The 23,649-nt window shown below is 73.7% G+C and carries 25 protein-coding genes; 13 read left to right on the top strand and 12 right to left on the bottom strand.

The window, feature by feature from the left end:
* The first annotated feature begins 143 nt into the window (after positions 1-143).
* Positions 144-716, top strand: coding sequence for an SMI1/KNR4 family protein (locus tag JOD65_RS01140; RefSeq protein WP_191194150.1), 573 nt, complete (start codon positions 144-146; stop codon positions 714-716).
* On the opposite strand, the gene JOD65_RS01135 is transcribed toward JOD65_RS01140, so the two are convergent.
* Positions 713-2,086 (bottom strand): MFS transporter, encoded by a 1,374-nt coding sequence (locus tag JOD65_RS01135; RefSeq protein WP_191194151.1) that lies wholly within the window; start codon positions 2,084-2,086, stop codon positions 713-715. The two genes, JOD65_RS01140 and JOD65_RS01135, sit on opposite strands and share 4 nt — an antisense overlap.
* Before the next feature lie 75 nt (positions 2,087-2,161).
* On the opposite strand from JOD65_RS01135, the gene JOD65_RS01130 reads away from it, so the two are divergent.
* Entirely contained in the window at positions 2,162-3,208 is a 1,047-nt protein-coding gene (locus tag JOD65_RS01130) for an LLM class flavin-dependent oxidoreductase (RefSeq protein WP_191194152.1), read from the top strand.
* 3 nt (positions 3,209-3,211) lie between these two features.
* Here JOD65_RS01130 and JOD65_RS01125 read toward each other — a convergent pair whose 3' ends face one another.
* The 3 genes from JOD65_RS01125 to JOD65_RS01115 form a co-directional block, all read right to left on the bottom strand.
* A complete protein-coding gene (locus tag JOD65_RS01125; RefSeq protein ID WP_191194153.1) occupies positions 3,212-3,610 on the bottom strand; it encodes a low affinity iron permease family protein in 399 nt (132 codons plus the stop codon).
* 63 nt (positions 3,611-3,673) lie between these two features.
* Complete coding sequence (locus JOD65_RS01120; protein ID WP_191194154.1) at positions 3,674-4,333, bottom strand: response regulator transcription factor; 660 nt, start codon at positions 4,331-4,333, stop codon at positions 3,674-3,676.
* Positions 4,330-6,453, bottom strand: coding sequence for an ATP-binding protein (locus JOD65_RS01115; RefSeq protein WP_191194155.1), 2,124 nt, complete (start codon positions 6,451-6,453; stop codon positions 4,330-4,332). The genes JOD65_RS01120 and JOD65_RS01115 overlap by 4 nt, the downstream gene beginning before the upstream one ends.
* A 181-nt stretch (positions 6,454-6,634) precedes the next feature.
* On the opposite strand from JOD65_RS01115, the gene JOD65_RS01110 reads away from it, so the two are divergent.
* A complete protein-coding gene (locus JOD65_RS01110) occupies positions 6,635-7,258 on the top strand; it encodes a hypothetical protein (protein WP_191194156.1) in 624 nt (207 codons plus the stop codon).
* A 71-nt stretch (positions 7,259-7,329) separates the two neighbouring features.
* On the opposite strand, the gene JOD65_RS23545 is transcribed toward JOD65_RS01110, so the two are convergent.
* The 4 genes from JOD65_RS23545 to JOD65_RS01090 all read right to left on the bottom strand — a co-directional run bounded on the left by JOD65_RS23545 (position 7,330) and on the right by JOD65_RS01090 (position 12,550).
* A complete protein-coding gene (locus tag JOD65_RS23545; RefSeq protein WP_191194157.1) occupies positions 7,330-9,744 on the bottom strand; it encodes an FtsX-like permease family protein in 2,415 nt (804 codons plus the stop codon).
* Positions 9,744-10,493: an ABC transporter ATP-binding protein gene (locus JOD65_RS01100; protein WP_191194158.1), complete on the bottom strand. Its 750-nt coding sequence runs from the start codon at positions 10,491-10,493 to the stop codon at positions 9,744-9,746. Before JOD65_RS01100 ends, JOD65_RS23545 begins: the two co-directional genes overlap by 1 nt.
* A 204-nt stretch (positions 10,494-10,697) precedes the next feature.
* Positions 10,698-11,390, bottom strand: a complete 693-nt coding sequence (locus JOD65_RS01095; protein WP_307820871.1) for a response regulator — start codon at positions 11,388-11,390, stop codon at positions 10,698-10,700.
* On the bottom strand, positions 11,387-12,550 hold the full coding sequence (locus tag JOD65_RS01090) for a sensor histidine kinase (protein ID WP_191194159.1): 1,164 nt from the start codon (positions 12,548-12,550) through the stop codon (positions 11,387-11,389). Before JOD65_RS01090 ends, JOD65_RS01095 begins: the two co-directional genes overlap by 4 nt.
* A 93-nt stretch (positions 12,551-12,643) precedes the next feature.
* Here JOD65_RS01090 and sp36 point away from each other — a divergent pair, with 93 nt between their 5' ends.
* The 5 genes from sp36 to JOD65_RS01065 are packed head-to-tail and all read left to right on the top strand — an operon-like array spanning position 12,644 to position 15,532.
* On the top strand, positions 12,644-12,799 hold the full coding sequence (sp36, locus tag JOD65_RS01085) for a Sp36 family protein (protein WP_191194160.1): 156 nt from the start codon (positions 12,644-12,646) through the stop codon (positions 12,797-12,799).
* 1 nt (position 12,800) lies between these two features.
* Positions 12,801-13,256, top strand: a complete 456-nt coding sequence (locus tag JOD65_RS01080) for a RidA family protein (RefSeq protein ID WP_191194161.1) — start codon at positions 12,801-12,803, stop codon at positions 13,254-13,256.
* Between the two features lie 9 nt (positions 13,257-13,265).
* The gene (locus JOD65_RS01075) at positions 13,266-14,126 is read left to right on the top strand and encodes an NUDIX hydrolase (protein WP_191194162.1); all 861 of its coding nucleotides are present in this window, start codon (positions 13,266-13,268) and stop codon (positions 14,124-14,126) included.
* Positions 14,123-14,953: an MBL fold metallo-hydrolase gene (locus JOD65_RS01070; protein WP_224747150.1), complete on the top strand. Its 831-nt coding sequence runs from the start codon at positions 14,123-14,125 to the stop codon at positions 14,951-14,953. The genes JOD65_RS01075 and JOD65_RS01070 overlap by 4 nt, the downstream gene beginning before the upstream one ends.
* Before the next feature lie 42 nt (positions 14,954-14,995).
* The gene (locus JOD65_RS01065; RefSeq protein ID WP_191194163.1) at positions 14,996-15,532 is read left to right on the top strand and encodes a TIGR03086 family metal-binding protein; all 537 of its coding nucleotides are present in this window, start codon (positions 14,996-14,998) and stop codon (positions 15,530-15,532) included.
* 95 nt (positions 15,533-15,627) lie between these two features.
* Here JOD65_RS01065 and JOD65_RS01060 read toward each other — a convergent pair whose 3' ends face one another.
* The 3 genes from JOD65_RS01060 to JOD65_RS01050 all read right to left on the bottom strand — a co-directional run bounded on the left by JOD65_RS01060 (position 15,628) and on the right by JOD65_RS01050 (position 18,130).
* Complete coding sequence (locus JOD65_RS01060) at positions 15,628-16,896, bottom strand: TolB-like translocation protein (protein WP_191194164.1); 1,269 nt, start codon at positions 16,894-16,896, stop codon at positions 15,628-15,630.
* Positions 16,893-17,384 carry a SigE family RNA polymerase sigma factor gene (locus JOD65_RS01055; protein WP_191194165.1) on the bottom strand — a complete coding sequence of 164 codons (492 nt, stop codon included), beginning with the start codon at positions 17,382-17,384 and terminating at the stop codon, positions 16,893-16,895. The genes JOD65_RS01060 and JOD65_RS01055 overlap by 4 nt, the downstream gene beginning before the upstream one ends.
* 68 nt (positions 17,385-17,452) lie before the next feature.
* Positions 17,453-18,130, bottom strand: coding sequence for a Crp/Fnr family transcriptional regulator (locus JOD65_RS01050; protein ID WP_191194166.1), 678 nt, complete (start codon positions 18,128-18,130; stop codon positions 17,453-17,455).
* Between the two features lie 153 nt (positions 18,131-18,283).
* Between JOD65_RS01050 and nth the strand changes: the two genes are divergently transcribed.
* From nth to JOD65_RS01030, 4 genes are all read left to right on the top strand, one after another.
* Positions 18,284-19,012 (top strand): endonuclease III, encoded by a 729-nt coding sequence (gene nth, locus JOD65_RS01045; protein WP_307820869.1) that lies wholly within the window; start codon positions 18,284-18,286, stop codon positions 19,010-19,012.
* Positions 19,009-19,635, top strand: coding sequence for a TlpA family protein disulfide reductase (locus JOD65_RS01040; protein WP_191194167.1), 627 nt, complete (start codon positions 19,009-19,011; stop codon positions 19,633-19,635). The genes nth and JOD65_RS01040 overlap by 4 nt, the downstream gene beginning before the upstream one ends.
* 61 nt (positions 19,636-19,696) lie before the next feature.
* The gene (locus tag JOD65_RS01035) at positions 19,697-20,449 is read left to right on the top strand and encodes an NUDIX hydrolase (RefSeq protein WP_307820868.1); all 753 of its coding nucleotides are present in this window, start codon (positions 19,697-19,699) and stop codon (positions 20,447-20,449) included.
* A gap of 6 nt (positions 20,450-20,455) precedes the next feature.
* Positions 20,456-21,631 carry a MarP family serine protease gene (locus tag JOD65_RS01030; protein ID WP_191195411.1) on the top strand — a complete coding sequence of 392 codons (1,176 nt, stop codon included), beginning with the start codon at positions 20,456-20,458 and terminating at the stop codon, positions 21,629-21,631.
* Between the two features lie 70 nt (positions 21,632-21,701).
* Here JOD65_RS01030 and JOD65_RS01025 read toward each other — a convergent pair whose 3' ends face one another.
* Positions 21,702-22,106, bottom strand: coding sequence for a phage holin family protein (locus JOD65_RS01025; RefSeq protein ID WP_191194168.1), 405 nt, complete (start codon positions 22,104-22,106; stop codon positions 21,702-21,704).
* 163 nt (positions 22,107-22,269) lie between these two features.
* Here JOD65_RS01025 and nhaA point away from each other — a divergent pair, with 163 nt between their 5' ends.
* Complete coding sequence (gene nhaA, locus JOD65_RS01020; protein WP_191194169.1) at positions 22,270-23,646, top strand: Na+/H+ antiporter NhaA; 1,377 nt, start codon at positions 22,270-22,272, stop codon at positions 23,644-23,646.
* Positions 23,647-23,649 lie beyond the last annotated feature (3 nt).

The following is a 23,649-nucleotide window of genomic DNA, read 5'->3' as shown; positions in this document are numbered from 1 at the left end:
GGTGAGCCGGACCCGGTAGGAGTGCCTCCACGGATCGGCGGTGGGATCTGGGCGGGCGGGGTGGTCCAGTGGGAAGTGGCTGCCCCGAGGCCCGGGTGGCGACCACCATCCACTGGACTACAGCGACTTCCGGGGGGACTGCCATGACCGAGCTGACTGAAGCACTGGGGCGGCTCGAGGCTCTGCTGCGGGGCAGGGGGGCGCTCGCGGTGGCGCACGCCCACCCCGGTCTGGAGCCGGGCCGGCTGCAGGAGGTCGTCGAGCCCTTGGGGCTGGAGCCGAGCGACGCGCTGCGGGAGTGGTTCGGCTGGCACGACGGTGCGGGTCAGCCGGGGCGTACGCCGTCGCTCGAGATCGAGATCGCGCCGGGGTGCGAGCTGCTGTCCGCCGCGCTCCTCGCGGGCGAGTGCCGACAGACCCGGGACGTCGCCCGCCAGCTCGGCGCCGACCCGGGTGTGCCGTGGATCGCCGAGCAGCTCTGGAGCTCGTCGTGGTTCCCCGTGCTGCGGCTGTCCGGGAAGGGGCTCGTCACCCTCGACCTCGAGCGGGACACGGTCCACGTCGTGTGGTGGGACGCGCCGCCCGAGGACCGTCGACGGGTCAGGTGGCCCAGCCTGGCCGCCTTCGTCGAGCACCTGCTGAGCCGGTACGACGAGGGGGTCTGGGTGGTGGGTGCCGACGGCCTGGTCGACGGCGACACGCTCGACTTCCCCTAGGAACGCACCGTCGTCCGCGAGGCGGCGAGCACGCCGAGCACCGCGGCGAGCGCGGCGAAGGCGAAGACGGTGAGGAACGGGTCGATGTCCTGCCGCTCGGCCGCCGCGAACGCGGCTCCGGCCACCGACAGCGCGAGGGCGGCGCCGAGGGAGTCGGCAACCGTGAGCGCAGAGGAGTTGAAGCCCCGGTCGCGGTCGGTCGACGCCTCGAGCATCGCCACGCCGGTGCGGGGGTAGGCGAAGCCCATCCCGGCGCCGGCGAGGACGTACGCCGCCGCGGGCAGGACCGCGGACGGATGGGCGCCGGCGTCGTGGGCCAGCACGCTCGCGGCGAGCGCCGTCAGGCCGGTGAGCACCAGGCTCGTGCCGACCACCATCGCGCGGGTGTGGGACACGCGGGAGCCGAGCCGCGCCTGGACCTGGCTGGCGCTGGCCCACACCACGCCGACGCAGGTCAGCGCGATGCCGGCCCGGCCGGGGGAGAGGCTCCAGTGCTCCTGCAGGACGTAGACGATGTAGGCCTCGGCGCAGAAGAACGTCGCGGCGAGGAGGCCGCGGGTGGCCACCACCGACGGCAGTCCTCGGCGCAGGGTGCGGCTGCCGGGCGGGAGCAGGCGGCCGAGCGAGATCCAGACGCCCGCGAGGGCGGCCAGGGCGCCGAGCGCCGCGATGCCGCGGGCCGACCCGACCAGCTCGAGCACGAGCACCGCCACCGCGCCCAGGGCCGCCCACCACAGCCGTGACACGGGCGTGTCCGTGCCCTCGGCGTGCACCGTGAGGCCACGCAGCGCCGGCGTCAGCAGGGCCAGGGCGAGGGCCACGAGGGCCACCGCGCCGAGGAAGACCCAGCGCCAGCTCCACACGTCCGCGACCAGGGCCGCGAGCCCGGGGCCGAACAGGGCGGGCAGGACCCACGCTGCGGCGAACGAGGCGAAGACCGCGGGCCGGAGCGTGGCGGGGAACACCAGCCCGACGACGACGTACAACCCCACCGTGAGCGCCCCGCCGCCGAGCCCCTGCAGCACGCGGCCGACGAGCAGCACCTCCATCGACGGCGCGAGCCCGCACACGAGCAGCCCGGCCGAGAAGAGCGCCATCGACGCCAGCAGCGGCACCACCGGTCCGGTGCGGTCGCTCCACATGCCCGCGGCCACCATCCCGACGACACCGCTCGCGAGCGGCGCTGCGAAGGCGAGCGCATAGAGGTCGAGCCCGTCGAGGTCGCGCGCGACCGTGGGCATCACGGTGGCGACGGCCATGGCCTCGAACGCGACGAAGGCGATCAGGCCGAACATCGCGACGGTCGTGGCGGCGTACGCCGGCGAGAGGATGCGCTCGCGGGGCTGGGTCGGGGTCGCGCTGGTCGTCACCGGCCCGACGGTAGGACCTCAGGTGCACCTGAGGTCAATCGGAATAACAAACCGGGTGCGGACGCTGGGCCGACAGTGACTGCTCCCTCCGTCGACCTGTCCGTGCTCGACCTCGTCCCGGTCCGCAGCGACCAGACCACCGGCGACGCCCTCGCCGCCTCACGCAGCCTGGTGCAGGTCGCCGACGAGCTGGGCTACCGCCGCTACTGGGTGGCGGAGCACCACAACATGCCGGCCGTCGCCGCCACCAACCCGCCCGTCCTGATCGCCATGCTCGCGGCGGCGACCGAGCGGATCCGGGTCGGGTCGGGTGGCGTGATGCTGCCCAACCACGCCCCGCTCGTGGTGGCCGAGCAGTTCGCCCTCCTCGAGGCCGCCTACCCCGGTCGCATCGACCTCGGCATCGGCCGCGCGCCGGGCACCGACCCGCTGACCCGCTTCGTCCTGCGCGGGGGGAGCGCGGAGTCGGCCGACGAGGCGGTCGCGAAGTTCCCCGACTACGTCGAGGACATCCGCACCCTGATGACGACCGAGGGCGTCGAGCTCCAGGTCGGGCCGCGGCGGCAGCCGCTGCGGGCCACCCCATCGGCACGCACGATCGCCGACATGTGGCTGCTCGGGTCGTCGGACTACTCGGCGCGCCTGGCCGCCGAGAAGGGCCTGCCATACGTCTTCGCGCACCACTTCTCGGGAGAGGGGACCGGCGCCGCGCTCGACCTCTATCGCTCGTCCTACCGCCCGTCGCCGGAGTACCCCGAGCCGCGGACCTTCCTCACCGTGAACGCCGTCGTGGCCGAGACGGAGCAGGAGGCCCGGCGCCGAGCGCTGCCCAACGTGCAGCAGATGATCGCGCTCCGCACCGGTGCGCCGCTCCACCCGCAGCGGCTCGTCGAGGAGGCGGAGGCCGCCGAGATGACCGCCGACCAGCGCGCCTTCGGTGACGCGATGGCGCAGCGCTGGATCGTCGGCTCGCCCGACCAGGCACGGACCCGCATCGAGGAGCTCGCGGCCGAGCACGGCGTCGACGAGGTGATGGTGCACCCCGTGGCGGGTGCCGCGGCCGGGACCGACGTACGCACGTCACCCGCGCGCGAGGAGACGCTGCGGCTGCTCGCGGCCTGAGGCCTAGTGGCGGGACTCGAGCCCGACCGCCTCGCGGAGGTCCTCCACCGCCTCGCGCAGCTCGTGGTCGTCGTCCGTGATCTGTGCCTCCATCAGCGCGGCGAGGGCCTCGGCGAGGACGTTGAGCTTCTCCTGCATCGCCTCGGTGTTGCGGCGGCCGGCGTTCTCGAGGAGCACGAGCAGCAGCAGCGAGAGAACGCCGCCGAAGGTGTGGATCGCCAGCTCCCACTTGGTGGTGCTCGCCCACAGCGGGTAGCTCACTGCCCAGACGACCACCACCGCCACGACGACAGCGAAGAACGGCGCCCGGCTGATCAGCGTGGTGGACAGGTCGACGAACTTCTCGAAGAGGTCGCGATCCTTCTTCGTCTCGCGGCTGTCGGCCGCGTCGGTGCGCTCCATGCACGGAACCTAGTGCCGCGGAGGCCTCGCCGTCCTCACCCCTGCCTCTTCACCCCTGCCTCTTCACCCCTGCCCGAGGCCGGCGTCCCGCGCACGGATGATGACGTCGGCGCGGTCGGTGGCCTGCAGCTTGGCCAGGATGCTGGTGATGTTGTTGCGGATTGTCTTGGGCGAGAGGAACAGCTCCTGCGCGATCTGGCCGTTGGAGCGACCGGCCGCGATGAGGTCGAGCACCTCGGTCTCCCGCTCGGTGAGCTCCGGGAAGGGGCGCTCGGGCCGGCCGGCCGGGGCGAGCACCTCTGCGATGCGTGCCGCCAGCGAGGCACCGAAGACGACGCCGCCGCCGTGGACGGTGGACACCGCGCGGACGATCTCGTCCTGCTCCGCCCCCTTGCGGAGGTAGCCCCGGGCGCCGGCTCGCAGCGCGGACAGCACGGTGCCGTCGTCCTCACCCATGGTCAGCACGAGCACTCCGACCTCGGGGTGCGCCGCGACGACCGCTCGGGTGGCGTCGATGCCGTTCATCACCGGCATCTGCACGTCCATGATCACGACGTCGGGGCGGTGCTCGTCGACGAGCGCGACGGCCTCGGCACCGTCGGACGCGCGGGCGACCACGTCGATCCCGGGCAGCGGGTCGAGAAGCGAGGCCAGGCCGTCGCGGAAGACCGGGTGGTCGTCGGCGATCAGCAACCGGATCGGCAGAGTCGTCGGCTCGGTCATCGGGTGCTCCTCACGGTTTCGGTCCGGCGCAGGCTCGACGCGGTGGTCGGGGGGTCGGTCGGCGGGACGGCGTCACCCGCGGCGGCGCCGTACGGCAGGACCGCGCGGACGGTGGTGCCGCCGGAATCGGGGCACACCACCTCGCAGCGACCGCCGAGCTCCTCCGCGCGCTCGCGGAGCGACAGCAGGCCGACCCCGGCGGTGACGTCGGGACCGATGCCCCGGCCGTCGTCCGCGACGGTGACGGTCAGCCCGCCCGCGTCGCCCTCGAGGCGTACGTCGACGTGGCTCGCGCCGGCGTGCCTCACCACGTTGGCGAGCGCCTCCGACACGATCCGGTAGGCCGCGACCTCCACGGCTGCCGGCAGTCCCGTCGCGCCCTCGGCCTCGACGTGCACGTCGACCTCCGAGCGCACCCGGTCGGCCTGCTGCCGGACCGCGGCCTCCAGGCCGAGGTCGTCGAGCGCGGGCGGGCGCAGGTCGTGCACGAGGCGGCGTACGTCGTCGAGGGCGTCGCTGACCTCGGTGCGGGCCAGGGCGACGAGCTCGCGAGCGCGGGCGGGGTCGGTGTCGATGGCGTTGCCGGCGGCCTGGAGGCGCAGCGCGACCCCACCGAGGACCGGGCCGAGCCCGTCGTGCAGGTCGCGGCGGATCCGGCGGCGGTCGTCCTCCCGGCCGAGCACGAGGCGCTCACGACTGGCCTGCAGCTCGGTGGCGAGCAGGCGGGCGCGGATCGCCACCGCTGCCTGGCGCACGAGGTCGACCAGCAGGCCCTGGTCGCGGCGCGACAGCATCGAGCGGTAGCCCTGGACGGGGAGCACGAGCCGGCCGACGCGCTCGTCCTGGTAGGCGATGTCGATCTCCTGCACCTCGGCCGGAGGGGTGCCGTGCGAGGCGGAGAGCAGACCGCCGTCGGGGGTGAGCACCTCGACCCGCACGTGCCGGACCTTGAAGGTGTCTGCCACCGCGGAGGCCAGGGCCGGCAGCTGTTCGTCGACCGTCCCGATGGTCTCGAGCCGGGCCGCCAGCGCGGACACCGCGCCGTAGCGGTCGTTGCGGCGGCCCAGCAGCAGGCGGTGGACGAGCCCGCCGAGCCAGCCGCGGAGGGGGCCGTAGACGACGACGGCCAGCACGAGCACGACGAGCGTGACGTCACGCTGGTCGAGCCGGTCGCCGAGCAGCGCGGTGCCGGCAGCGAGCACGGCGAGGTCGATGCCGACGACGATCGCGGCGACGACGGCGGTGGTCAGGGTCCAGGCGACCAGGGCGTCGACGTCGCCGAGCCCCGGGCGCAGCAGCCCGACGGCCACCGAGGCGGCCAGCGTGATCACCGCGACGTCGAGGAGCACGGTGGTGAGGCCCCCGCTGACCGAGAGCGTCGCGCCCGCGAGCACGAGCAGGACACACATGATCCCCGCCCACAGCAGCCATCGCAGCTGGGTGCGCTCGCGGCCGCTACCCCGTCGGTACCTGACCCGCAGCAGCGCGACGGCGACCACGATCGACCCGAGGGTGAGCACCTGCCCGACCCGCAGCACGGCCTCCGCGACCGGGTCCGGGACCGGGAGGCCCACCAGCTCGGTCGAGACGCCCGGCACGGGCGTGGTGAAGACGACGTCGTCCGGCGCGAGGACGAGCATGACCGGCAGGGCGAACGACGCCAGCAGCACGCCCACGGACATCGCCCGCCAGCGACCGGCGAGGAGCCTCCCGGTCGGGTAGAGCAGCAGCACGGCCACCAGCCCGGACAGCAGGACGGCCCCGAAGCGCGCCACGAACCAGAACGCGGGGTCCGTGCCGGCCGAGCCGTGCGCGTAGCCGTGGGCGAGCCATCCGGACAGGGCGCCGTCGACCGACCAGACCACGGCGACCGCGCCGAGCACGCGTCCGACCGCGTCTCCCGGCCGCTCGAGCAGGACCCAGGTGGCCGAGGCGGCGAGCACCAGCCCGGGCAGGGCCACGGGGAAGGCGAAGCCGATGTCGGCTGCGGTTCGCTCGGCGTCGGTGTTGGTCAGGTCGAGCCACACCGACACGACCAGGCAGACGACAGCGACGAGCACGGGGACGTACGCCGCCACCGCGGCGCGCGACCGGGCGCGCCCGGCGGTCGTCGTACTCACGCGAGCAGTATCGCCGCGGAGGTGTCCCGCCGTCAGGGGACCGGAGTCCCGTGTCGACGGGACGACGGAGGGGACCGGCGACGGGACCGCTCTCCCTGCCCGGCGGGTCGTCGGGACGGCGAACCTTCTGGCATGCCGCAACCCGCGGCCGACCCACCTCCAGATGACAGGAGTCACGACCGTGACGATCTCGCACTCTCCTGCTCCCGCTCGCTCCGACGTCGCCACCGCGACTCCGGGGACCGCGACGAGCCCCACCCGCCCCTTCCTCCTCCACGGCCGGGTCCTCACCGCCGGCGCCGTGGCCTGGTCGGCCTCGATCCTCGCCGTCGGCCAGGACCCGCAGGGCACCACCGGCCTCGTCGTCTTCGGGCTCGGGTCCGGCCTGTTCCAGGTCGGCCTGCTGTTCCTGCTCCGCGTGCTGTGGCGCACCCGCGCCCTGGGTGACGGCCGGATCGCCCGTGGCGTGATCCGCGTCGAGACCTTCGCTCTCAGCCTGGCGATGGCGTCGACGTTCGTGGACGCCATCGGGGTCTCCGACCTCACCCAGCCGGGCTGGCTCGTGCTCGACCTCTTCTGGCCGCTGTCGATGCTGGGCATGTTCCTCATCGGCATCCGGATCGCTATCGCCGGCCGGTGGAAGGGTGCAGCCCGCTTCTGGCCGATGGTCGCCGAGAGCTGGGCGGTCGTCACCGTCCCCGCGCTCGGCATCTTCGGCGAGACCGTCGGCATGTACGTCGGCGCGGTCCACCTGCTCGTGGGCTACGCCGTCCTCGGCGTGCTGGTCAGCCGCAAGCGCGACTGACGATCACCAGCCGAAGGCCCCGGACCCCTCCCCCGAGGAGGTCCGGGGCCTTCGTCGTGGGCCCGTCGTGGTCAGTCGAGCGCCAACCCGGCCGCCGGCGTGACGCCGGCGGCACGGCGGGCCGGCAGGACGCACGCGGCCAGGCCGGCGAGGGCGGCGACCGCGGCGACGGCCCCGACCTGCCACACCGGGACGGTGAACGCGGCGTCGTCGACGACGGCGGTCACCATCACCTGCACCCCGACCCAGGCGAAGGCCAGCCCGATGGCGGTGCCCAGCAGTGTCGCGACCGACGACAGGAGCAGCCCCTCCACCGCCATGGCCCGCCCGAGCTGGCGGCGGGTCAGCCCCATCGCGCGGAGCAGGGCGTTCTCCCGGCCGCGCTCGAGCACGGAGAGCCCGAGGGTGTTGGCGATGCCGACGAGCGCGATCACGATGGCGACGGCCAGCAGGCCGACGACCGACCCGGTCAGGATGTCGACCTGGAGGTAGACCCAGCTCCGGTTGCCGTGGCCGCCGTCGAGCTCGGCGCCGGCGGCCCCGGCCAGTGCCGCGAGGTCGCCGGACAGGTCCTCGGCGTCCGCGCCGTCGCTGGCCCTGGCCCACACGCCCATCGGCTGCGGGTCGGGGGTGAGACTCGCCAGCGTGGCGGCCGAGACCAGGCCGGACCGGCCCCACCCGCTGGCGGTCTCGACCTCCACGGTGTGCTCGCGGCCGTTGACCGTGACGGTCACCTGGCCGTCCTCCCACACCCGCTCGGCCGTCCGCGCCGGCAGGTCCTCGACGACGTCGTAGGGCAGCAGCAGCACACCGTCCTCCGGTGCGAGGTCGGCCCCACCGCGTACGACGTCGGGAGCCCGGCCCGCGCCGAGGAGCGCGACCTCGACCCGGCCGATGGTCGCCGTGGCGCCGTCCAGCCCGACCGCCTCGGCCACACCCGGGGTGTCGGCCACCCGGTCGACGAGGTCGGGGCCCAGGGGCGCTTCGCCCGCCGTGATGGTGGCGTCGAGCGGGTAGGAGCGGTCCATGTCCTTGTCGATCGCGGTCCGCGAGGACGCCAGCCCGGTGAGGATGGCGGTGGTCAGGGTGACCCCGACGAGGAGCGACGCCGCGGTGGTCGCCGTACGACGCGGGTTGCGCACGGCGTTGCCGGTGGCCAGCCGCCGGACGGGGCCGGCCCCGGGGAGCCCGCCGACCACGCGGATCAGCCGCGGCACCAGCACCGGCCCCAGGAGCAGCACGCCGACGAAGGAGGCGATGCCGCCGGCGAGCATCGCGGGCACCGAGCTCGCGGTGACCGCGAGGACGAGCAGCGCGACTCCGGCCGAGACGCCCAGCGCGGCGAGCGCCAGGCGCCAGCGACCGGCAGCCGAGCGGACGTCCACGCCGGTGTCGGGACGGAGCGCGGCCAGCGGCGCGACCTTGGTCGCCGACCGCGTCGGCAGCCAGGCGGCGGCGAGCGTCACCAGCGTGCCGACGGCGAACGCCGTACCGGTCCACACCGGGTCGAGCGCGGCCGGCCCCATGTCGGTGAACCAGCGGCGGACGAGCGCGACGAGTCCTGCTCCGGCGAGGGCGCCGACGGCGACACCGAGGGCAGCAGCCGCCACCCCGAGCGCGAGGGCCTCGAGGCGGATCGCGCGGCGCAGCTGGCGGCGGGTGACGCCCACGCAACGCAGCAGCGCGAAGTCGCGCATCCGCTGGGCGAAGAGGATGGAGAACGTGTTGGTGATGACCAGCACGCCCACGAACAGGGCGATGACCACGAAGAGCAGCGCCATGATCGCGATGACGTCCACGCCGCGGGAGATCTCCGCCTGGCGCGCCGCCACCCAGTCGTCGGCCGTCTCGACCGTCGCGCCGCGGGCGACCCGGGAGGCCTGCGCCTCGGTGCCACCCCACGCCACGGCGTCGACCCAGAGGGTGTCCTCGAAGCGCCGCAGGTCCTCCCACGGCACGTAGAGCGCAGCGCCCATGGCCGCCGGGCTGTCGACGAGCCCGACCACCTCGACGTCGGTGGCCGCCGGTCCGCTCCCGATGCGGACGACGTCGCCGATGGCGACGTCGTTGCTCTTCGCGCGGTTGATGTCCGCCAGCGCCTCGCCCGCCGCGGACGGGAAGCGTCCGTCCTCGAGGGCCTGCCACTGCAGGCGCGGGTCGAGGGAGACCTCCGAGACGTCCACGGACTGCGCGAGCTGCACGCCGTCGCGGGTGACCGGCTCCATGGCGTAGCCCAGCGTGAGGGCGGGGAAGCCGCCCTCGGCGGCCGCGTCGACGAGGCGCTCGACCTCACGCGGGGCGTCCGGGCTGACGACCAGGTCGACGCCGCTGACGGGCGCTCCGGCGTCGGCGGTCAGTCCCGCCCGGGTGGCTCCGGTGAGCATGCCGATGACGACGATGAAGGCGACGCCGATCACGACGGCCACCGATGCGGCGACGTACCTCCGGGTGTGGTGGCGCATCGACGCCACCAGCACGGTGCGCATCAGGCGCCCCGACCGCGCAGCGCGGCGACGAGCTCGTCCTGGCCGGGGTCGGTCAGGTGGGCCGTGACGGCACCGTCGTGGATGACGACCACGTCGTCGGCGTACGCCGCCGCGTCGAGCTCGTGGGTCACCATCACGACGGTCATGCCGAGCTCGCGGACCGAGCGGCGCAGGTGGCCGAGCACCTCGGCGCTGGCCTCGCTGTCGAGGTTGCCGGTGGGCTCGTCGGCGAACACGATGTCCGGCTGGGTGACCAGCGCGCGGGCGATCGCGACGCGCTGCTGCTGGCCGCCGGAGAGCTGGCTGGGCAGGTGGCCGAGGCGGTCGGCGAGGCCGAGCACGCCGACGACCTGGTCGTAGCGCTCCCGGTCGACCGGGCGGCCCGCGAGCTCGAGCGGCAGGACGATGTTCTGGCCCGCGGTCAGCATCGGCAACAGGTTGAAGGCCTGGAAGACGAAGCCGATGTGCTCGCGGCGGAAGATCGTCAGCGCGGTGTCGTCGAGGCCGGCGAGGTCGCGCCCGGCGACGGTGACCGAGCCGGACGTGGCGGCGTCGAGGCCGGCCAGGCAGTGCATGAGGGTGGACTTGCCGGAGCCGCTCGGGCCCATGATCGCGGTGAAGCGCCCGGCGGGGAGGTCGAGGTCCACGCCGCGCAGGGCGTGGACGGCGTTGTCGCCGGCGCCGTAGGTGCGGGTCAGGCCGCGCGCGGTGGCGGCCGTCCCGGTGGTCTGGTCGAGTGTCGTCGTCATGGGGACAACGCTCGTCGGGACCGGCCCCCGGGTCGTCGGCCTCCGGCACGGACCGGGCGTCGGTCCGCGGTCGCACGCCGCTGGTCGTCGTACGACCGGGGGAGGACGCCGGCGCGGACTGTGCACCCGAGTCTCCCGCCTTGCACCCGAGATCTCGGTCGCCCAGTGGGAAAGTCACCGGATATCCGGGGACTTCATTGGGGCTCAGGCGGTGACGAGGCCCGTCTCGTAGCCGAGCACCACGAGCTGGACGCGGTCGCGCGAGCCGGTCTTGGCCAGCACCCGGCCGACGTGGGTCTTCACGGTCGTCTCGGCGACGACGAGGTGCTGGGCGATCTCGGTGTTGGTCAGGCCGCGGGCGATGAGGGTGAGCACCTCGACCTCGCGCTCGGTCAGCGGCGCGAGCCGGTCGTCGTACGCCGTCGGCTCGGCGGGGTCGGGAAGGGCGGCGAAGTGGTCGAGCAGCCGTCGGGTGGTGCTGGGCGCGACGACAGCGTCGCCGGCCATCACCGCTCGGATCGCGCCGAGCAGGTCGGGCGGGGCGGCGTCCTTGAGGAGGAACGCCGAGGCGCCCGCGCGGATCGCGGCGAAGGCGTACTCGTCGAGGTCGAAGGTCGTCAGCACGATCACCCGGGGCGCCCGGCCCTGCTCGAGCAGCCGCCGTGTGGCCTCGACGCCGTCGACGCGCGGCATCCGCACGTCCATCAGCACGACGTCGGCGGCCGTGACCGCGAGCCGCTCGAGCGCCTCGCCGCCGTCGCCGGCCTCCCCGACGACCTGCATGTCGTCCTGGCTGTCGACGAGCATCCGGAAGCCGGCGCGCACCATCTGCTGGTCGTCGACGAGGAAGACCCGGATCGGTCCGGCGTGATCCCCGGCTGCGTCGGTCTCGCTCACAGCGGCAGCCTCGCAGACACCGCGAACCCGCCACCCGGCGCGGGTCCGGCCTCCAGCGTCCCGCCGTGGACGGACGCGCGCTCGCGCATCCCGACCAGTCCGAGGCCGCGACCGTCCGCACGGGCGGCCGCGCCCCGCCCGTCGTCGCGCACGTCGACGGCGACGCCGCGGTCGACGGCGACGCGCACGTCCACCGTGGCGTCCGGCCCCGCGTGCTTGCGCACGTTGGTGAGGGCTTCCTGGACGATCCGGTAGGCCGCGAGCCCGACGCCGTCGGGCACGTCTGGCGCGGGCTCCGGCAGGTCGGCCGCCACCCGCATGCCGGCGGCGCGTGCCTCGTCGACGAGGTGGCGTACGTCGCCCAGACCCGGCTGCGGGGTCACGCCGGTGTCGCCCTCGCGGAGGAGGCCCAGCAGCCGCCGCATCTCGGTGAGCGCCTCGCGGCCGGTGGCGGAGATCGTCTCGAGGGTGCCCACTGCGACGTCGGGGTCCTTGGCGGCGGCGTACCTCGCGCCGTCGGCCTGGACGACGATCACCGACAACCCGTGGGCGACCACGTCGTGCATCTCGCGGGCGATCCGCGAGCGCTCGTCACGCGCGGCCAGCTCCACCTCGCGCTCGGCCATCCGCTCGGCCTGCTCCGCACGCGCGACCAGCGAGGCGACGTACCTCTCGCGGGACTGGGCCGCCCACCCGAGCGCCCACGCGGCGGTGACGATCGCGCCGATCGTGACGGTGTAGGGCGCAAGGTTGCCCGGGGTGAGGTCGCCGGCACCGAAGCCGAAGAGCCATCGCGTCGCGGCGACCAGCGCACCGGCGTACCCGACGAGCAGCGCCGTCACGCCCTGCCAGCGCGGCGACCAGCGGGCGACGGAGTAGACCGCGACCGGGAAGGCGAGCTGCCCGACGGCGGGCTGGTCGAAGGCCGCCGCCTGGAGGGCGGACGCCGCCGCGACCACGAGGAAGACCGGCCACGGGTGGCGCCGGCGCCACAGGAGCGGCAGCACCTCGGCGACGGTGAAGACGGTCGCGACCGGCTGGCCGGCCACGGCGTGGCCCAGGCCACCCACGACGAGGACGAACGCGACGATGAGCCGGTCGAGCCAGCGTCGCCCGCGCGGCCCCAGGCGCCACGGGTGCTGGTCCCGTTGATCGCGCATGGTGCAGACGGTAGACGCCGCACCGCGCTGACGGCGTCAGACCACGGGAGGACGCTGCGCTGTGCCCGGTCGGGCCCGAGTAGGGTGCGATCCATGACCCAGTGGGAATACCAGGTGGCGCCGATTCCGCTCCACAACGAGGCCCTGATGCTCAACAACTTCGGCCAGGACGGCTGGGAGCTGGTGGCCATCCACACCAACGCGCAGGGCGGCCTCGTGGCGTTCCTCAAGCGCGCGAAGGCGGCCTGACATGGGCGCGGAGGCTCGTCTCGCCGAGCTGGGCATCACCGTCCCCGAGGTCGCACCGCCCGTCGCGGCCTACCAGCCCACCGCGCGCACCGGCAACCTCGTCTTCACCGCCGGCCAGCTGCCCGCCCGCGACGGCGAGATGCTCGCCATCGGCAAGCTCGGCGCCGAGGTCAGCGACGAGCAGGGCTACGAGTGCGCGCGCCAGTGCGCCCTCAACGCACTCGCGGCGGTCAAGGCCGAGATCGGCTCGCTCGACGACGTCAAGCGCGTCGTCAAGGTCGTCGTGTTCGTCGCCTCGACGCCCGACTTCACCGGCCAGCCCAAGGTCGCCAACGGTGCGTCCGAGCTGCTCGGCGAGGTCTTCGGCGACGCCGGCAAGCACGCCCGCTCGGCCGTCGGTGTCTCCGTGCTCCCGCTCGACGTGCCCGTCGAGGTCGAGATCATCGTCGAGGTCTGAGGGGCTGACGTGCAGCGTCTCCCGCTGCCTGACGCCCTGGTCGCCCAGGCGCGGTCGTACGCCGAGGGCGGCGCGACGCCAGCCGAGCCGCGCGATGCCGCGACCGTGGTGCTGCTGCGCCCCGGCGCCGCAGGCCCTGACGTCTACCTGCTGCGCCGCCAGACGTCGATGGCCTTCGCCGGCGGCATGTGTGTGTTTCCCGGCGGCGGGGTCGACCCGCGCGACTTCGACGACGAGCTCGTCGACCGCGGGCTCTGGGCCGGTCCGTCGCCGGCCGCGTGGGCCTCGCGGCTCGGCTGCGACGAGCCGAAGGCCCGCGCGCTGGTCTGCGCTGCCGTGCGGGAGACCTTCGAGGAGTCCGGGGTGCTGCTGGCCGGTGCCGGTCCGGACTCGGTCGTGGCCGACACCACCGGTGACGACTGGGAGGCCGACCGCGTCGCGCTGGAGTCGCGCGAGGTCTCGCTGACCGCCTTCCTGGAGAAGCGCTCCCTCGTGCTCCGCACCGACCTCCTCGGCGCCTGGTCGGGCTGGCTGACCCCGGTCTTCGAGCCGCGGCGCTACCGCACCTGGTTCTTCGTCGCCCGGCTGCCCGAGGGGCAGGTGACCCGCGACGTGTCGAGCGAGTCGTCGTCGGTCATGTGGGCCGGCGCCATGGACGCGGTGTCACTCGTCGAGCGGCAGGAGATCCTGATGCTTCCCCCGACGTGGCTCACGTGCCTGGAGGTGGGGCAGTTCGCCGACCCGGCGGCAGTCCTCGTCGAGGCGAGCGGGCGGAGCGTCGAGATGTTCATGCCCGAGGTCGTCGCCGACGGCGACGACTTCATCCTCTCCACCCCGCCGGCCTATGCGGCGCTGATGGCTTCTCGATGACCGACCCCATGACCGGTCAGGGCTGGTCCGGCGGGAGCTTCGGCGACACCGGCACCTGCGTGCTCGCGCCCAACGCCGACGTGATGACCCTCGACGGCACCAACACGTGGGTGCTCCGCGACCCCGACTCGTCGCGCTCGGTCGTCGTCGACCCCGGACCGTCGATCGCGGCGCACCTCGATGCGATCGACGCGGCCGCCGGTGACGTGTCCGTGGTGCTGCTGACCCACCACCACGCCGACCACAGCGAGGCGGCCCGGGAGTACGCCGAGCGGCACGGGTGCGGCGTACGCGCGCTGGACCCGGCCTACCGGCTCGGCTCCGAGGGCCTCGGCGAGGGCGACGTGGTAGCCGTCGGCGGGCTGGAAGTGCACGTGGTCGCGACCCCCGGCCACACGTCGGACTCGCTGTCCTTCGTCGTGCCGCAGGACCGGGCCGTCCTGACCGGCGACACGGTGCTGGGTCGCGGCACGACCGTCGTCGCGCACCCCGACGGCCAGCTCGGGGCCTACCTCTCGTCGCTCCAGCGGCTCCACGCGCTCTGCGGCGAGCAGGGGATCACCACGGTGTGGCCCGGCCACGGCCCGGTGATCGACGACGCGCTCGGTGCCCTCGACTTCTACCTCGCCCACCGCCAGCAGCGGCTCGAGCAGGTGCGCTCCGCCCTGCGGGACCTGCACGCGGTCGAGCGGGAGGGCGGGTCGTTCCCGCACGAGACGCTGCCCCGCGCGATCGTCGAGGTCGTCTACGCCGACGTCGACCCGGTGCTGTGGGGCGCGGCGGAGCTGTCGGTGCGCGCCCAGCTGGCGTACCTCACCGAGCACTGAAGGCCTCTTGCGCGGTCGCGCCGCGCACGATGAAGTGGATGCATGGCAAACCCTCACCAGGCTGTCGTGGTCCTCTCCCGCGCGATCGACCAGGCCGGCGACGTGCTCGCCTCGATCCACCCCGACGAGTGGGACAGGCCGACCCCGTGCGGCGACTGGTCCGTGCGCCAGCTCGCCGCGCACCTCGCGGTCGCGCCCGAGCACTTCCTCCAGCAGGCCCGTGGCGAGGAGGTCGACTGGGTCGCCGAGCCCGAGGTTGCCGACGGCCAGTGGGCCGGCCACTTCCGCAACCACGGGGACGACCTGCTGCACCACTGGCACGAGCAGCCCGACGACCAGGCGGCGCAGGCCGACTGGCAGAGCGCCGAGCTCGGGGTGCACACGTGGGACCTGGTCCGGGCGCTCGGTCGTCCGCAGCGCCTCGACGACGAGGTCGCCGAGCGCGGGCTGGCCTTCATGCAGCAGGGCCTGACCCCCGACAACCGCGGCGAGGTCTTCGGCCCGGCGGTCGACGTCCCCGACGACGCCCCGGCCTACGACCGGCTGGTGGCGTTCGCCGGTCGCGACCCGCGCGCCTGAGCCGGTGCGGCTCCGGAGACGCGCGGACACAAGTCCGGCCACCGTGAGGCTCCCACGCTCCGGCCAGGCCCACGGGCCGGCTTCTGTCCGCGCGTCTACGACCGCCGGCGCCAGAGCCGTCGCAGCGCCAGGAGCACGGCGATGGCAGCTGCCACCCCGAGGCCGATGAACAGCGACAGCTCGATGCCGAAGGGCGCCGGCGGGGAGTCGGCGGCGAAGTCGTGGGTCAGCTCCTGCGAGGAGGTGCCGTCGAGGTCTGGTACGAGGTCCACCGCGAGGCTGACGCGACCGGCGATGCTCGCGTCGATCGAGCCGACGGATCGGCGCCACGTGCTGGTCGTTCCGACCTGCGGCGTCGTGACCACGAGCTCGGCGTCCTCGTCCTCGGCCGGCCACACCTGCAGGAGCTGGAGCCGATCGTCGAGCCAGCCGAGCGGGATGGTGGCGCCGGAGTCGAAGGTCCCGTCCGGGAACGGGTGCGTGAGCACGGCGCCGTCCGAGAGGCGCAGGGTGGAGGACGCGTCGGACGGCCCGGAGCGCAGGGCGACGAAGCGGGCGTCGGGGGAGAAGAGGCCGGGGCCGACGCCGGTCGCCCTGGTGATGAGCTCCGGCTCGCCCGCGGCCAGTCGGTAGAGCCCTCCGTTCGCACGACCGAGGACGACGTTCGCGGCGTTGCCGACCGCCAGGCTCGTGACGTTGCCCTCGACGCGCTCCCTCAGGTCGATGTCCGCCCCGGGCACCGGAAGCCGTCCGACGTGGGCGCCGCCGTCGGCGTCGCCCAGCCAGCCCAGCCACTGCGAGTCGGGCGACCACGTGAGCTCGCGGAGGGCGAGGTCGCCGGCCGGGTGCACCTCGTCGCTCCGCTGCCGACCGGTGGTCAGCTCCAGCACGCCGATGGTGGCACCACCGTCGCCGGTCTGCTGCCACGCGAGGTTCATCCCGTCCGGCGAGAGGGCCAACGCCTGGCCGTCCTCGCTCCAGCCCGGGAGGTCGAGCCGGTGCGCCACCCCGTCGGCCGCCGTGACCACCACCGGGACCCGCTGCGAGGTCGAGATGAACGCCGCCGCCCCGCGCCCCACCGCGAGGTCGGTCGTGGGCTCGAGGTCGGCCGGGATGTCGTCGATCCTGCGGGGGACGGCGCCGACGCCGACGTCGCCGGTGGACGCCGTGCGTGCCTCGCGGTCCGGCTGGAGGGCGAGCGCGCCCGCGCCGGCCACGACCGCGACGACAGCGACGGCGGCCGCGCCGGCGGCGACGCGCGTACGACGACGGGCGCGGCGACCGCGGTCCCACGCGGAGGGGTCGGGGGAGAAGGTCTGGGTGCGGGCGAGGGCGTCGAGCTCCTCGCGCAGGTCGGTGCTCATACGTCTGCTCCCACCAGGTCGGCGAGCTCGGGGGCCAGGACACGCAGCCGCTGGAGGGCCTGGCGCGACATGGACTTGACCGCGCCGCGGGAGATGCCCAGTTCGGCGGCCGTCCGGACCTCGGTGAGGTCCTCGAAGTAGCGCAGCACCAGCACGGTGCGCTGGCGCGGGGTGAGCCGACGCAGGGCCTGCTCGAGGGTGAGTCGCACGGTCGGGTCGGTTGCCGGCACCGGGGCGTCGTACGACTGCAGCGGCATCTCGGCGAGCCTGCGGCGCCGCCACCAGGAGATGTTCTGGTGGTACATCGTGCGTCGCACGTAGGCCTCGGGCGAGGTCTCGATGCGCTCCCAGTGCCGGGCCGCCTGCACGAGCGCGGCCTGCACCAGGTCCTCGGCGAGGTGGTGGTCGCCGGTGAGGAGGTACGCCGTGCGCGCGAGGGCGGGTCCACGCGCGTGGACGAACTCGTCGAACCCGGATCGATCGGTCATCTGGCACCCCCTTCACGACGTACGACGCACAGGTGCGCCGCTGCGGGGGTCAGCTGAGCCGGACTATTTCAGCGGGCGCGGCGGGACAGGCGCTCGAGGTCCATGATCACCACGGAGCGGGGCTCCAGGCGCAGCCAGCCGCGCGAGGCGAAGTCGGCGAGCGCCTTGTTGACCGTCTCGCGGGAGGCGCCGACCAGCTGGGCGAGCTCCTCCTGGGTGAGGTCGTGGTGGACGTGGACGCCGTCGTCGGCGGTGCGGCCGAAGCGGTCGGCGAGGTCGAGCAGCGCCTTGGCGACGCGGCCGGGCACGTCGGAGAAGACGAGGTCGGCGACGACGTCGTTGGACTTGCGCAGGCGACCGGCGAGCTGCGAGAGCAGGCCGCGCGCGACCATCGGGCGGCCGTCGAGCCACTTGAGGAGGTCGTCGTGCGACAGCGACGCGAAGGTGGCGTCGGTGACCGCGGTGACGGTGGCCGAGCGCGGGCCGGGGTCGAAGAGGGAGAGCTCGCCGAACATCTGGCCGGGGCCCATGATCGCGAGGAGGTTCTCGCGGCCGTCGGAGGACGACCGGCCGAGCTTCACCTTGCCCTCGGTGACGACGTAGAGCTTGTCGCCCGAGTCGCCCTCGTGGAAGAGCACGTCGCCACGACGGAGCTTGGTCTCGGCCATCGAACCGCCCAGCGCCGTCGCTGCCTCGTCGTCGAGCGAGCTGAACAGCGGTGCCTGCCGAAGCACGTCGTTGTCCACGTCAATCCTCCCGGTGGGGTGCGTCCCGACGGGTGCTGCTCGGGATCCGGGACGATCCTAGCCGTGGTCCGGCTCACAACGGACACTCCGTGCGGGTGAGCCGCCGTTTGCGCCGGCTTCGGCGGTGTCGGAGCCGGACCGTAGGCTGAGCGCGTGCCCGCCCCCGCCCGCAAGGTCGTCGAGATCCCCAAGCCCGACACGTCCTTGGTGCGCCGGGCGCGCAAGATCGACCGGATCCTCGCGGACACCTACCCCGACGCCCGCGCCGAGCTCGACTTCACCAACGCGTTCGAGTGCCTGGTCGTCACCGTGATCTCCGCCCAGACGACCGACCGCCGGGTCAATGCCGCCAGCCCCGCGCTGTTCGCGGCCTACCCGACGCCCGAGGCGATGGCAGCTGCCCCGCGCGAGCACATGGAGCAGCTCCTCGGCCCGCTGGGCTTCTTCCGCCAGAAGACCGACGCGCTGCTCAAGCTCAGCCAGGCGCTCGTGGACACCTTCGGTGGCGAGGTGCCCTCGCGCCTCGAGGAGCTCGTCACCCTGCCCGGCGTCGGCCGCAAGACCGCCAACGTCGTGCTCGGGAATGCCTTCGACAAGCCCGGCATCACCGTCGACACCCACTTCGGCCGGCTCGCGCGACGCTTCGGCTGGACCGAGGAGACCGACCCGGTCAAGGTCGAGCACGCCGTCGGCGCCCTCTTCCCCAAGCGCGACTGGACGATGCTGTCCCACCACCTCATCTGGCACGGTCGCCGCCGCTGCCACGCCAAGAAGCCCGCGTGCGGCGCCTGCCCGGTCGCCCGGCTGTGCCCGTCGTTCGGCGCGGGCCCGACCGACCCGATCGAGGCGGAGAAGCTGGTCACGACGCAGGGACCTGCATGAGGAAGCTCCTCCTGGCGCTGGCGCTCGTCCTGTGCGTCGCCGCGGGCGCCTTCGCCTGGTCGTCGATGAGCGACAGCGGACCCATCGCCGTACGCCCTCCCGACGTCGACGTCGACACCCCGGCGCTGCGTGAGGCCAAGGCGCGCATCGGCATGGAGGACTGCACGCCCGGCACCGGCGAGCCGGTCGACGGCGGGCTGCCCGACATGACGCTGCCCTGCCTCGGCGGCGGTCCCGACGTCGCGCTCGCCTCGCTGCGCGGTCCGATGATGATCAACCTGTGGCAGGCGCGCTGCGAGCCCTGCCGGCTGGAGATGCCGGCGCTGGAGGAGTTCCACCAGCAGTACGGCGACCGGGTCCGGCTCGTCGGCATCGACTTCAACGACGTCCACCCCGACGGCGCGCTCGCGCTGGCCGAGGAGACCGGGGCCACCTACCCCTCGATCGCCGACCCGGGCGGCGAGCTGATGGTCGAGGACGCCTTCGCGATCGCCCGCCGCGGGCTGCCGGCGTTCGTCTTCGTCGACGAGACGGGCAAGGTCGTCGGCCAGGACTCCGGCGGCGTGGAGTCGGTCGACGAGGTCCGCGAGCTGGTCGCCGAGCACCTGGGAATCGATCTGTGAGCACCCCACGACGTTCTTCTCCTCCGCTGCGCGCCCCCGAACCACGCCGCGGGGACCCCGCGTGAACACCTCCTTGCCGGGCTGGCTGACGCCCGTGGTCGAGGCCGCCGCCTCCATCACCGTCCACGAGCTGACCCGCTTCATGCCGCCCGCGGACAGCGACCCCCGGCGCGGCGCGGTGCTCATGGTCTTCGCCGACCGCGACGCCGACCCGGCCGCCCCCGACGACCTCGCGCACCGCGGTGAGCTCCTGCTCACCGAGCGCAACCACCACATGCGCTCCCACCCGGGGCAGGTGTCGTTCCCGGGCGGCTCGCTCGACGAGGGGGAGACCCCGGTCGAGGCGGCCCTGCGCGAGGCCCACGAGGAGATCGGGCTCGTGCCGGCCGAGGTCGAGGTGTTCGGCGAGCTGCCCGAGCTGTGGCTGCCGCCGAGCAACTTCGCGGTGACGCCGATCCTGGGCTACTGGCGCGACCGGGGCGAGGTGCGCATCGAGAGCCCCGAGGAGGTCCACGAGATCCACCACGTCGCGATCGCCGACCTGCTCGACCCCGACAACCGCATCACCGTCCGCCACCCGAGCGGCTGGCTCGGCCCCGGCTTCCTCATCGGTCCCCGGCGCGACGTGATCCTGTGGGGCTTCACCGCCGGCATCATCGCCCGGTTGTTCAGCTATCTCGGGTGGGCGCAGGACTGGGACAGGGCGCGGGTGCGTGACCTGCCCGACCACATGCTGCAGGGTGTCCCCAGAGGCACCGACCTCGCCCCCAACACCCCGCAGAACACCCCCCAGAACACCCGGCTCGAGGAGTAGCACGTGATGAACGTCCTCGACTGGTGCCTCGTGGCGCTCGTGGGGATCTATGCCCTCTCGGGCTACTGGCAGGGATTCATCACCGGCGCCAGCGCCACCGCCGGCCTGCTGCTCGGCGGCCTGGCCGGCATCTGGGTCGCGCCCCTCGCGCTGGGTGACGCCGCCCCGTCGCTGTGGGTCTCACTGGGCGCGCTCTTCATCGTGATCATCTCCGCCTCGCTCGGCCAGGCGCTCTTCCAGTACGTCGGCGCACGGCTGCGCGACCGCATCACGTGGCAGCCGATCCGGGCCGTCGACGCCATCGGCGGCTCGGTCCTGAGCGCCGTCGCCGTCCTGCTCGTCGCGTGGGCGCTCGGCGTCGCGGTCTCCGGCACCCGCATCGGCGCGGTCACGCCCCTGGTCCGCGACTCGACGATCCTGGCCAAGGTCGACCGGACGCTGCCCGCCGACTCCGACAAGGTGCTGCAGACGTTCAACAACGTCGTCGGCACGACGTTCTTCCCGCGCTACCTCGAGCCGTTCGCGCCCGAGCGGATCGTCGCGGTCCGCCCCGGCGACCCGCGCATGCTGACCGATCCCGACGTGATCGCCGCCGAGGCCAGCGTGGTCAAGGTCCGCGGCACCAACGGCTGCGGCGGCGGCGTCGAGGGCACCGGCTTCTTCTACGCACCCGGCCGGCTGATGACCAACGCCCACGTCGTCGCGGGCGTCACCCGACCCGAGGTGGAGGTCGGCGGCACCTCGGTCACGGCGTCGGTCGTGCTCTACGACCCCGCCCTCGACATCGCCGTCCTGTCGCTGCCCGACACCGGGTCGCTCCCGCTCGCCTTCGACACCGAGGTCCAGCCCCGCGACCCGGTCGCCGTGCTGGGCTACCCCGAGGACGGTCCCTACGACGTCGAGTCCGGCCGGGTCCGCTCCGAGCAGCGGCTGCGCTCCCCCGACATCTACGGCGAGGGCACCGTCATCCGCCAGGTCTTCTCCCTGCGGGCACTGATCCGGCCGGGCAACTCCGGCGGCCCGATCGTGACGTCGGCCGGCGATGTGGCCGGCATGGTCTTCGCCGCCTCGGTCAGCGACCCCGACACCGGCTACGCGCTCACCGCGGACCAGGTGGCCGAGTCAGCGGCCGACGGCGTCACCGCGACCTCCCCGGTCGACACCGGCACCTGCGTGCGCTGACTCTCGATACGGCGCCTCGTTCCTCGGCGCCTGCTCGATCACCGAGCCGTAGGCCCCGGCCGGGCGTGGGTCAGGGACGACCCTTGAGCGCCTGCGGGATCTGCCGGCCCTGCTCGATCGCGCGCTCGGGCGCCTTGACCTTCTTGACCTGCCGGAGGCCGATGTACGCGAGCAGCGCGGCGATGAGGACGTAGACGAAGAAGACGACGAGGAACGCCCAGTGCAGGTCGAGGCCCTCGCCGTTCCAGTTGAGGAAGTAGGCGAACGCGACCGACAGCATGATGATCGCGAGCAGGGCGATGAACGCCGCTCCGGCGAAGAGGCCGACGCCGACACCACCGTGCTTGACGCTGACCTTGAGCTCGCTCTTGGCGAGCTGGATCTCCTTGGAGACGAGCGAGGAGATGTCGCGCTGCGCGTCCATGACGAGCTTGCCGAGCGTCGGATCGGTGTCCTTGACCGGTTCGTTTGCCATGCGGTGCTGTCCTTCGGTGTACGCCGGGGGCTGAGTGCTGCGACCCTACCAACGGGCCTGTCTACACTGGGGTCTCAGGTGAGCCGGGAAGTCTGGTCGGCCCGTGGCGAGTCTGTCCGCGGTGATGATGCTTCGACCACCCCCGGAAGGACCACACCTCGCGATGGCCCCGCCCCCCGACCGCCCCCACCTCGACGACCTCTGGAGGTCCGGGCCCGTCTACAGCGCCAGCGACAGGCCGCTGGCCCGGCTGGTCGCACGCCCGGTGCGCGAGTTCCTGCGCGTCGAGGCGGCCGGCTCGATCCTCCTGCTGCTCGCCGCCGCGGCCGCCCTGATCTGGGCCAACAGCCCGTGGTCGTCGTCGTACGACGCGCTCTGGCACACCCACCTGACCCTCGACGTCGGCCCGCTGCACCTCGACGAGTCGCTCCAGCACTGGGTCAACGACGCCCTGATGGTGATCTTCTTCTTCGTCGTCGGCCTGGAGATCAAGTACGAGCTGGTCAACGGTGACCTGCGCGACCCGCGGACCGCGGCCCTGCCGATCATCGCCGCGGTCGGCGGGATGGTGGTGCCCGCTGGCATCTACCTCGCGCTCAACCCGCCCGGCAGCGCCGGCAGCGCCGGCTGGGGCATCCCGATGGCGACCGACATCGCCTTCGCGGTCGGGGTGCTGGGCGTGCTCGGGCGGCGGATCCCGTCGGCGGCGCGGCTGTTCCTGCTGACGCTCGCGATCGTCGACGACATCGGCGCGATCCTGGTGATCGCGGTGTTCTACACCGGCGACCTCTCGCTGACCTGGCTCGCGATCGCCCTCGGCCTCCTCGGCCTGATGGTAGTGGCCCGCATGCTGCGGATCTGGAGCATCGTGGTCTACGCGGTCCTCGGCGTGGGGGTGTGGTTCGCCCTGCTCGAGTCCGGCGTGCACGCGACCCTGGCCGGCGTCGCGATCGGCCTGCTCGCCCCGGCGACGCCGCTGCTCAAGGAGGAGGTCGCGCGCGAGTTCGCCGCGCGCGCCCTGGAGGACCGCCTCCTCGACGCCGACGAGCTCGCCCGGCTGCGGTTCCTGCTCCAGGAGTCGGTGTCGGTGGTCGAACGGCTCATCAGCGCGCTGCACCCGGTGTCGGCGTACGTCGTCCTGCCCGTGTTCGCGCTCGCCAACGCGGGCGTCGAGCTGGGCGCCATCGGCGAGGTCCTCACCCAGCCGGTGGGCCTCGGCATCGTGCTGGGCCTGGTGCTCGGCAAGCCGATCGGCATCGTCGCGACCTCCTTCGTCGCCGTACGCCTCGGCATCGCGAAGCTGCCCGAGGACACGCCCTGGTCGATGGTCGTTGGCCTCGGCGCCGTCGCCGGCATCGGCTTCACGGTCTCGATCTTCATCGCCGGGCTGTCGTTCCCCAGCGCCGACCTGCTGACGGAGGAGGCGAAGATCGCGATCCTGCTGGCCTCGCTCATCGCCGCGGTCGTCGGTGTCGTGCTGCTGCTCGCCGCCACCCGCGGTCGCCCGACCCCGATGTCTGAGGACGCCGTGGACGACTGAGGC

Origin of the sequence: Nocardioides cavernae (assembly GCF_016907475.1) — a bacterium.
GTDB classification, from domain to species: domain Bacteria; phylum Actinomycetota; class Actinomycetes; order Propionibacteriales; family Nocardioidaceae; genus Nocardioides; species Nocardioides cavernae.
Note: the sequence above shows the minus strand (reverse complement) of the source record. Positions and strands in the feature narration are given on the sequence as shown.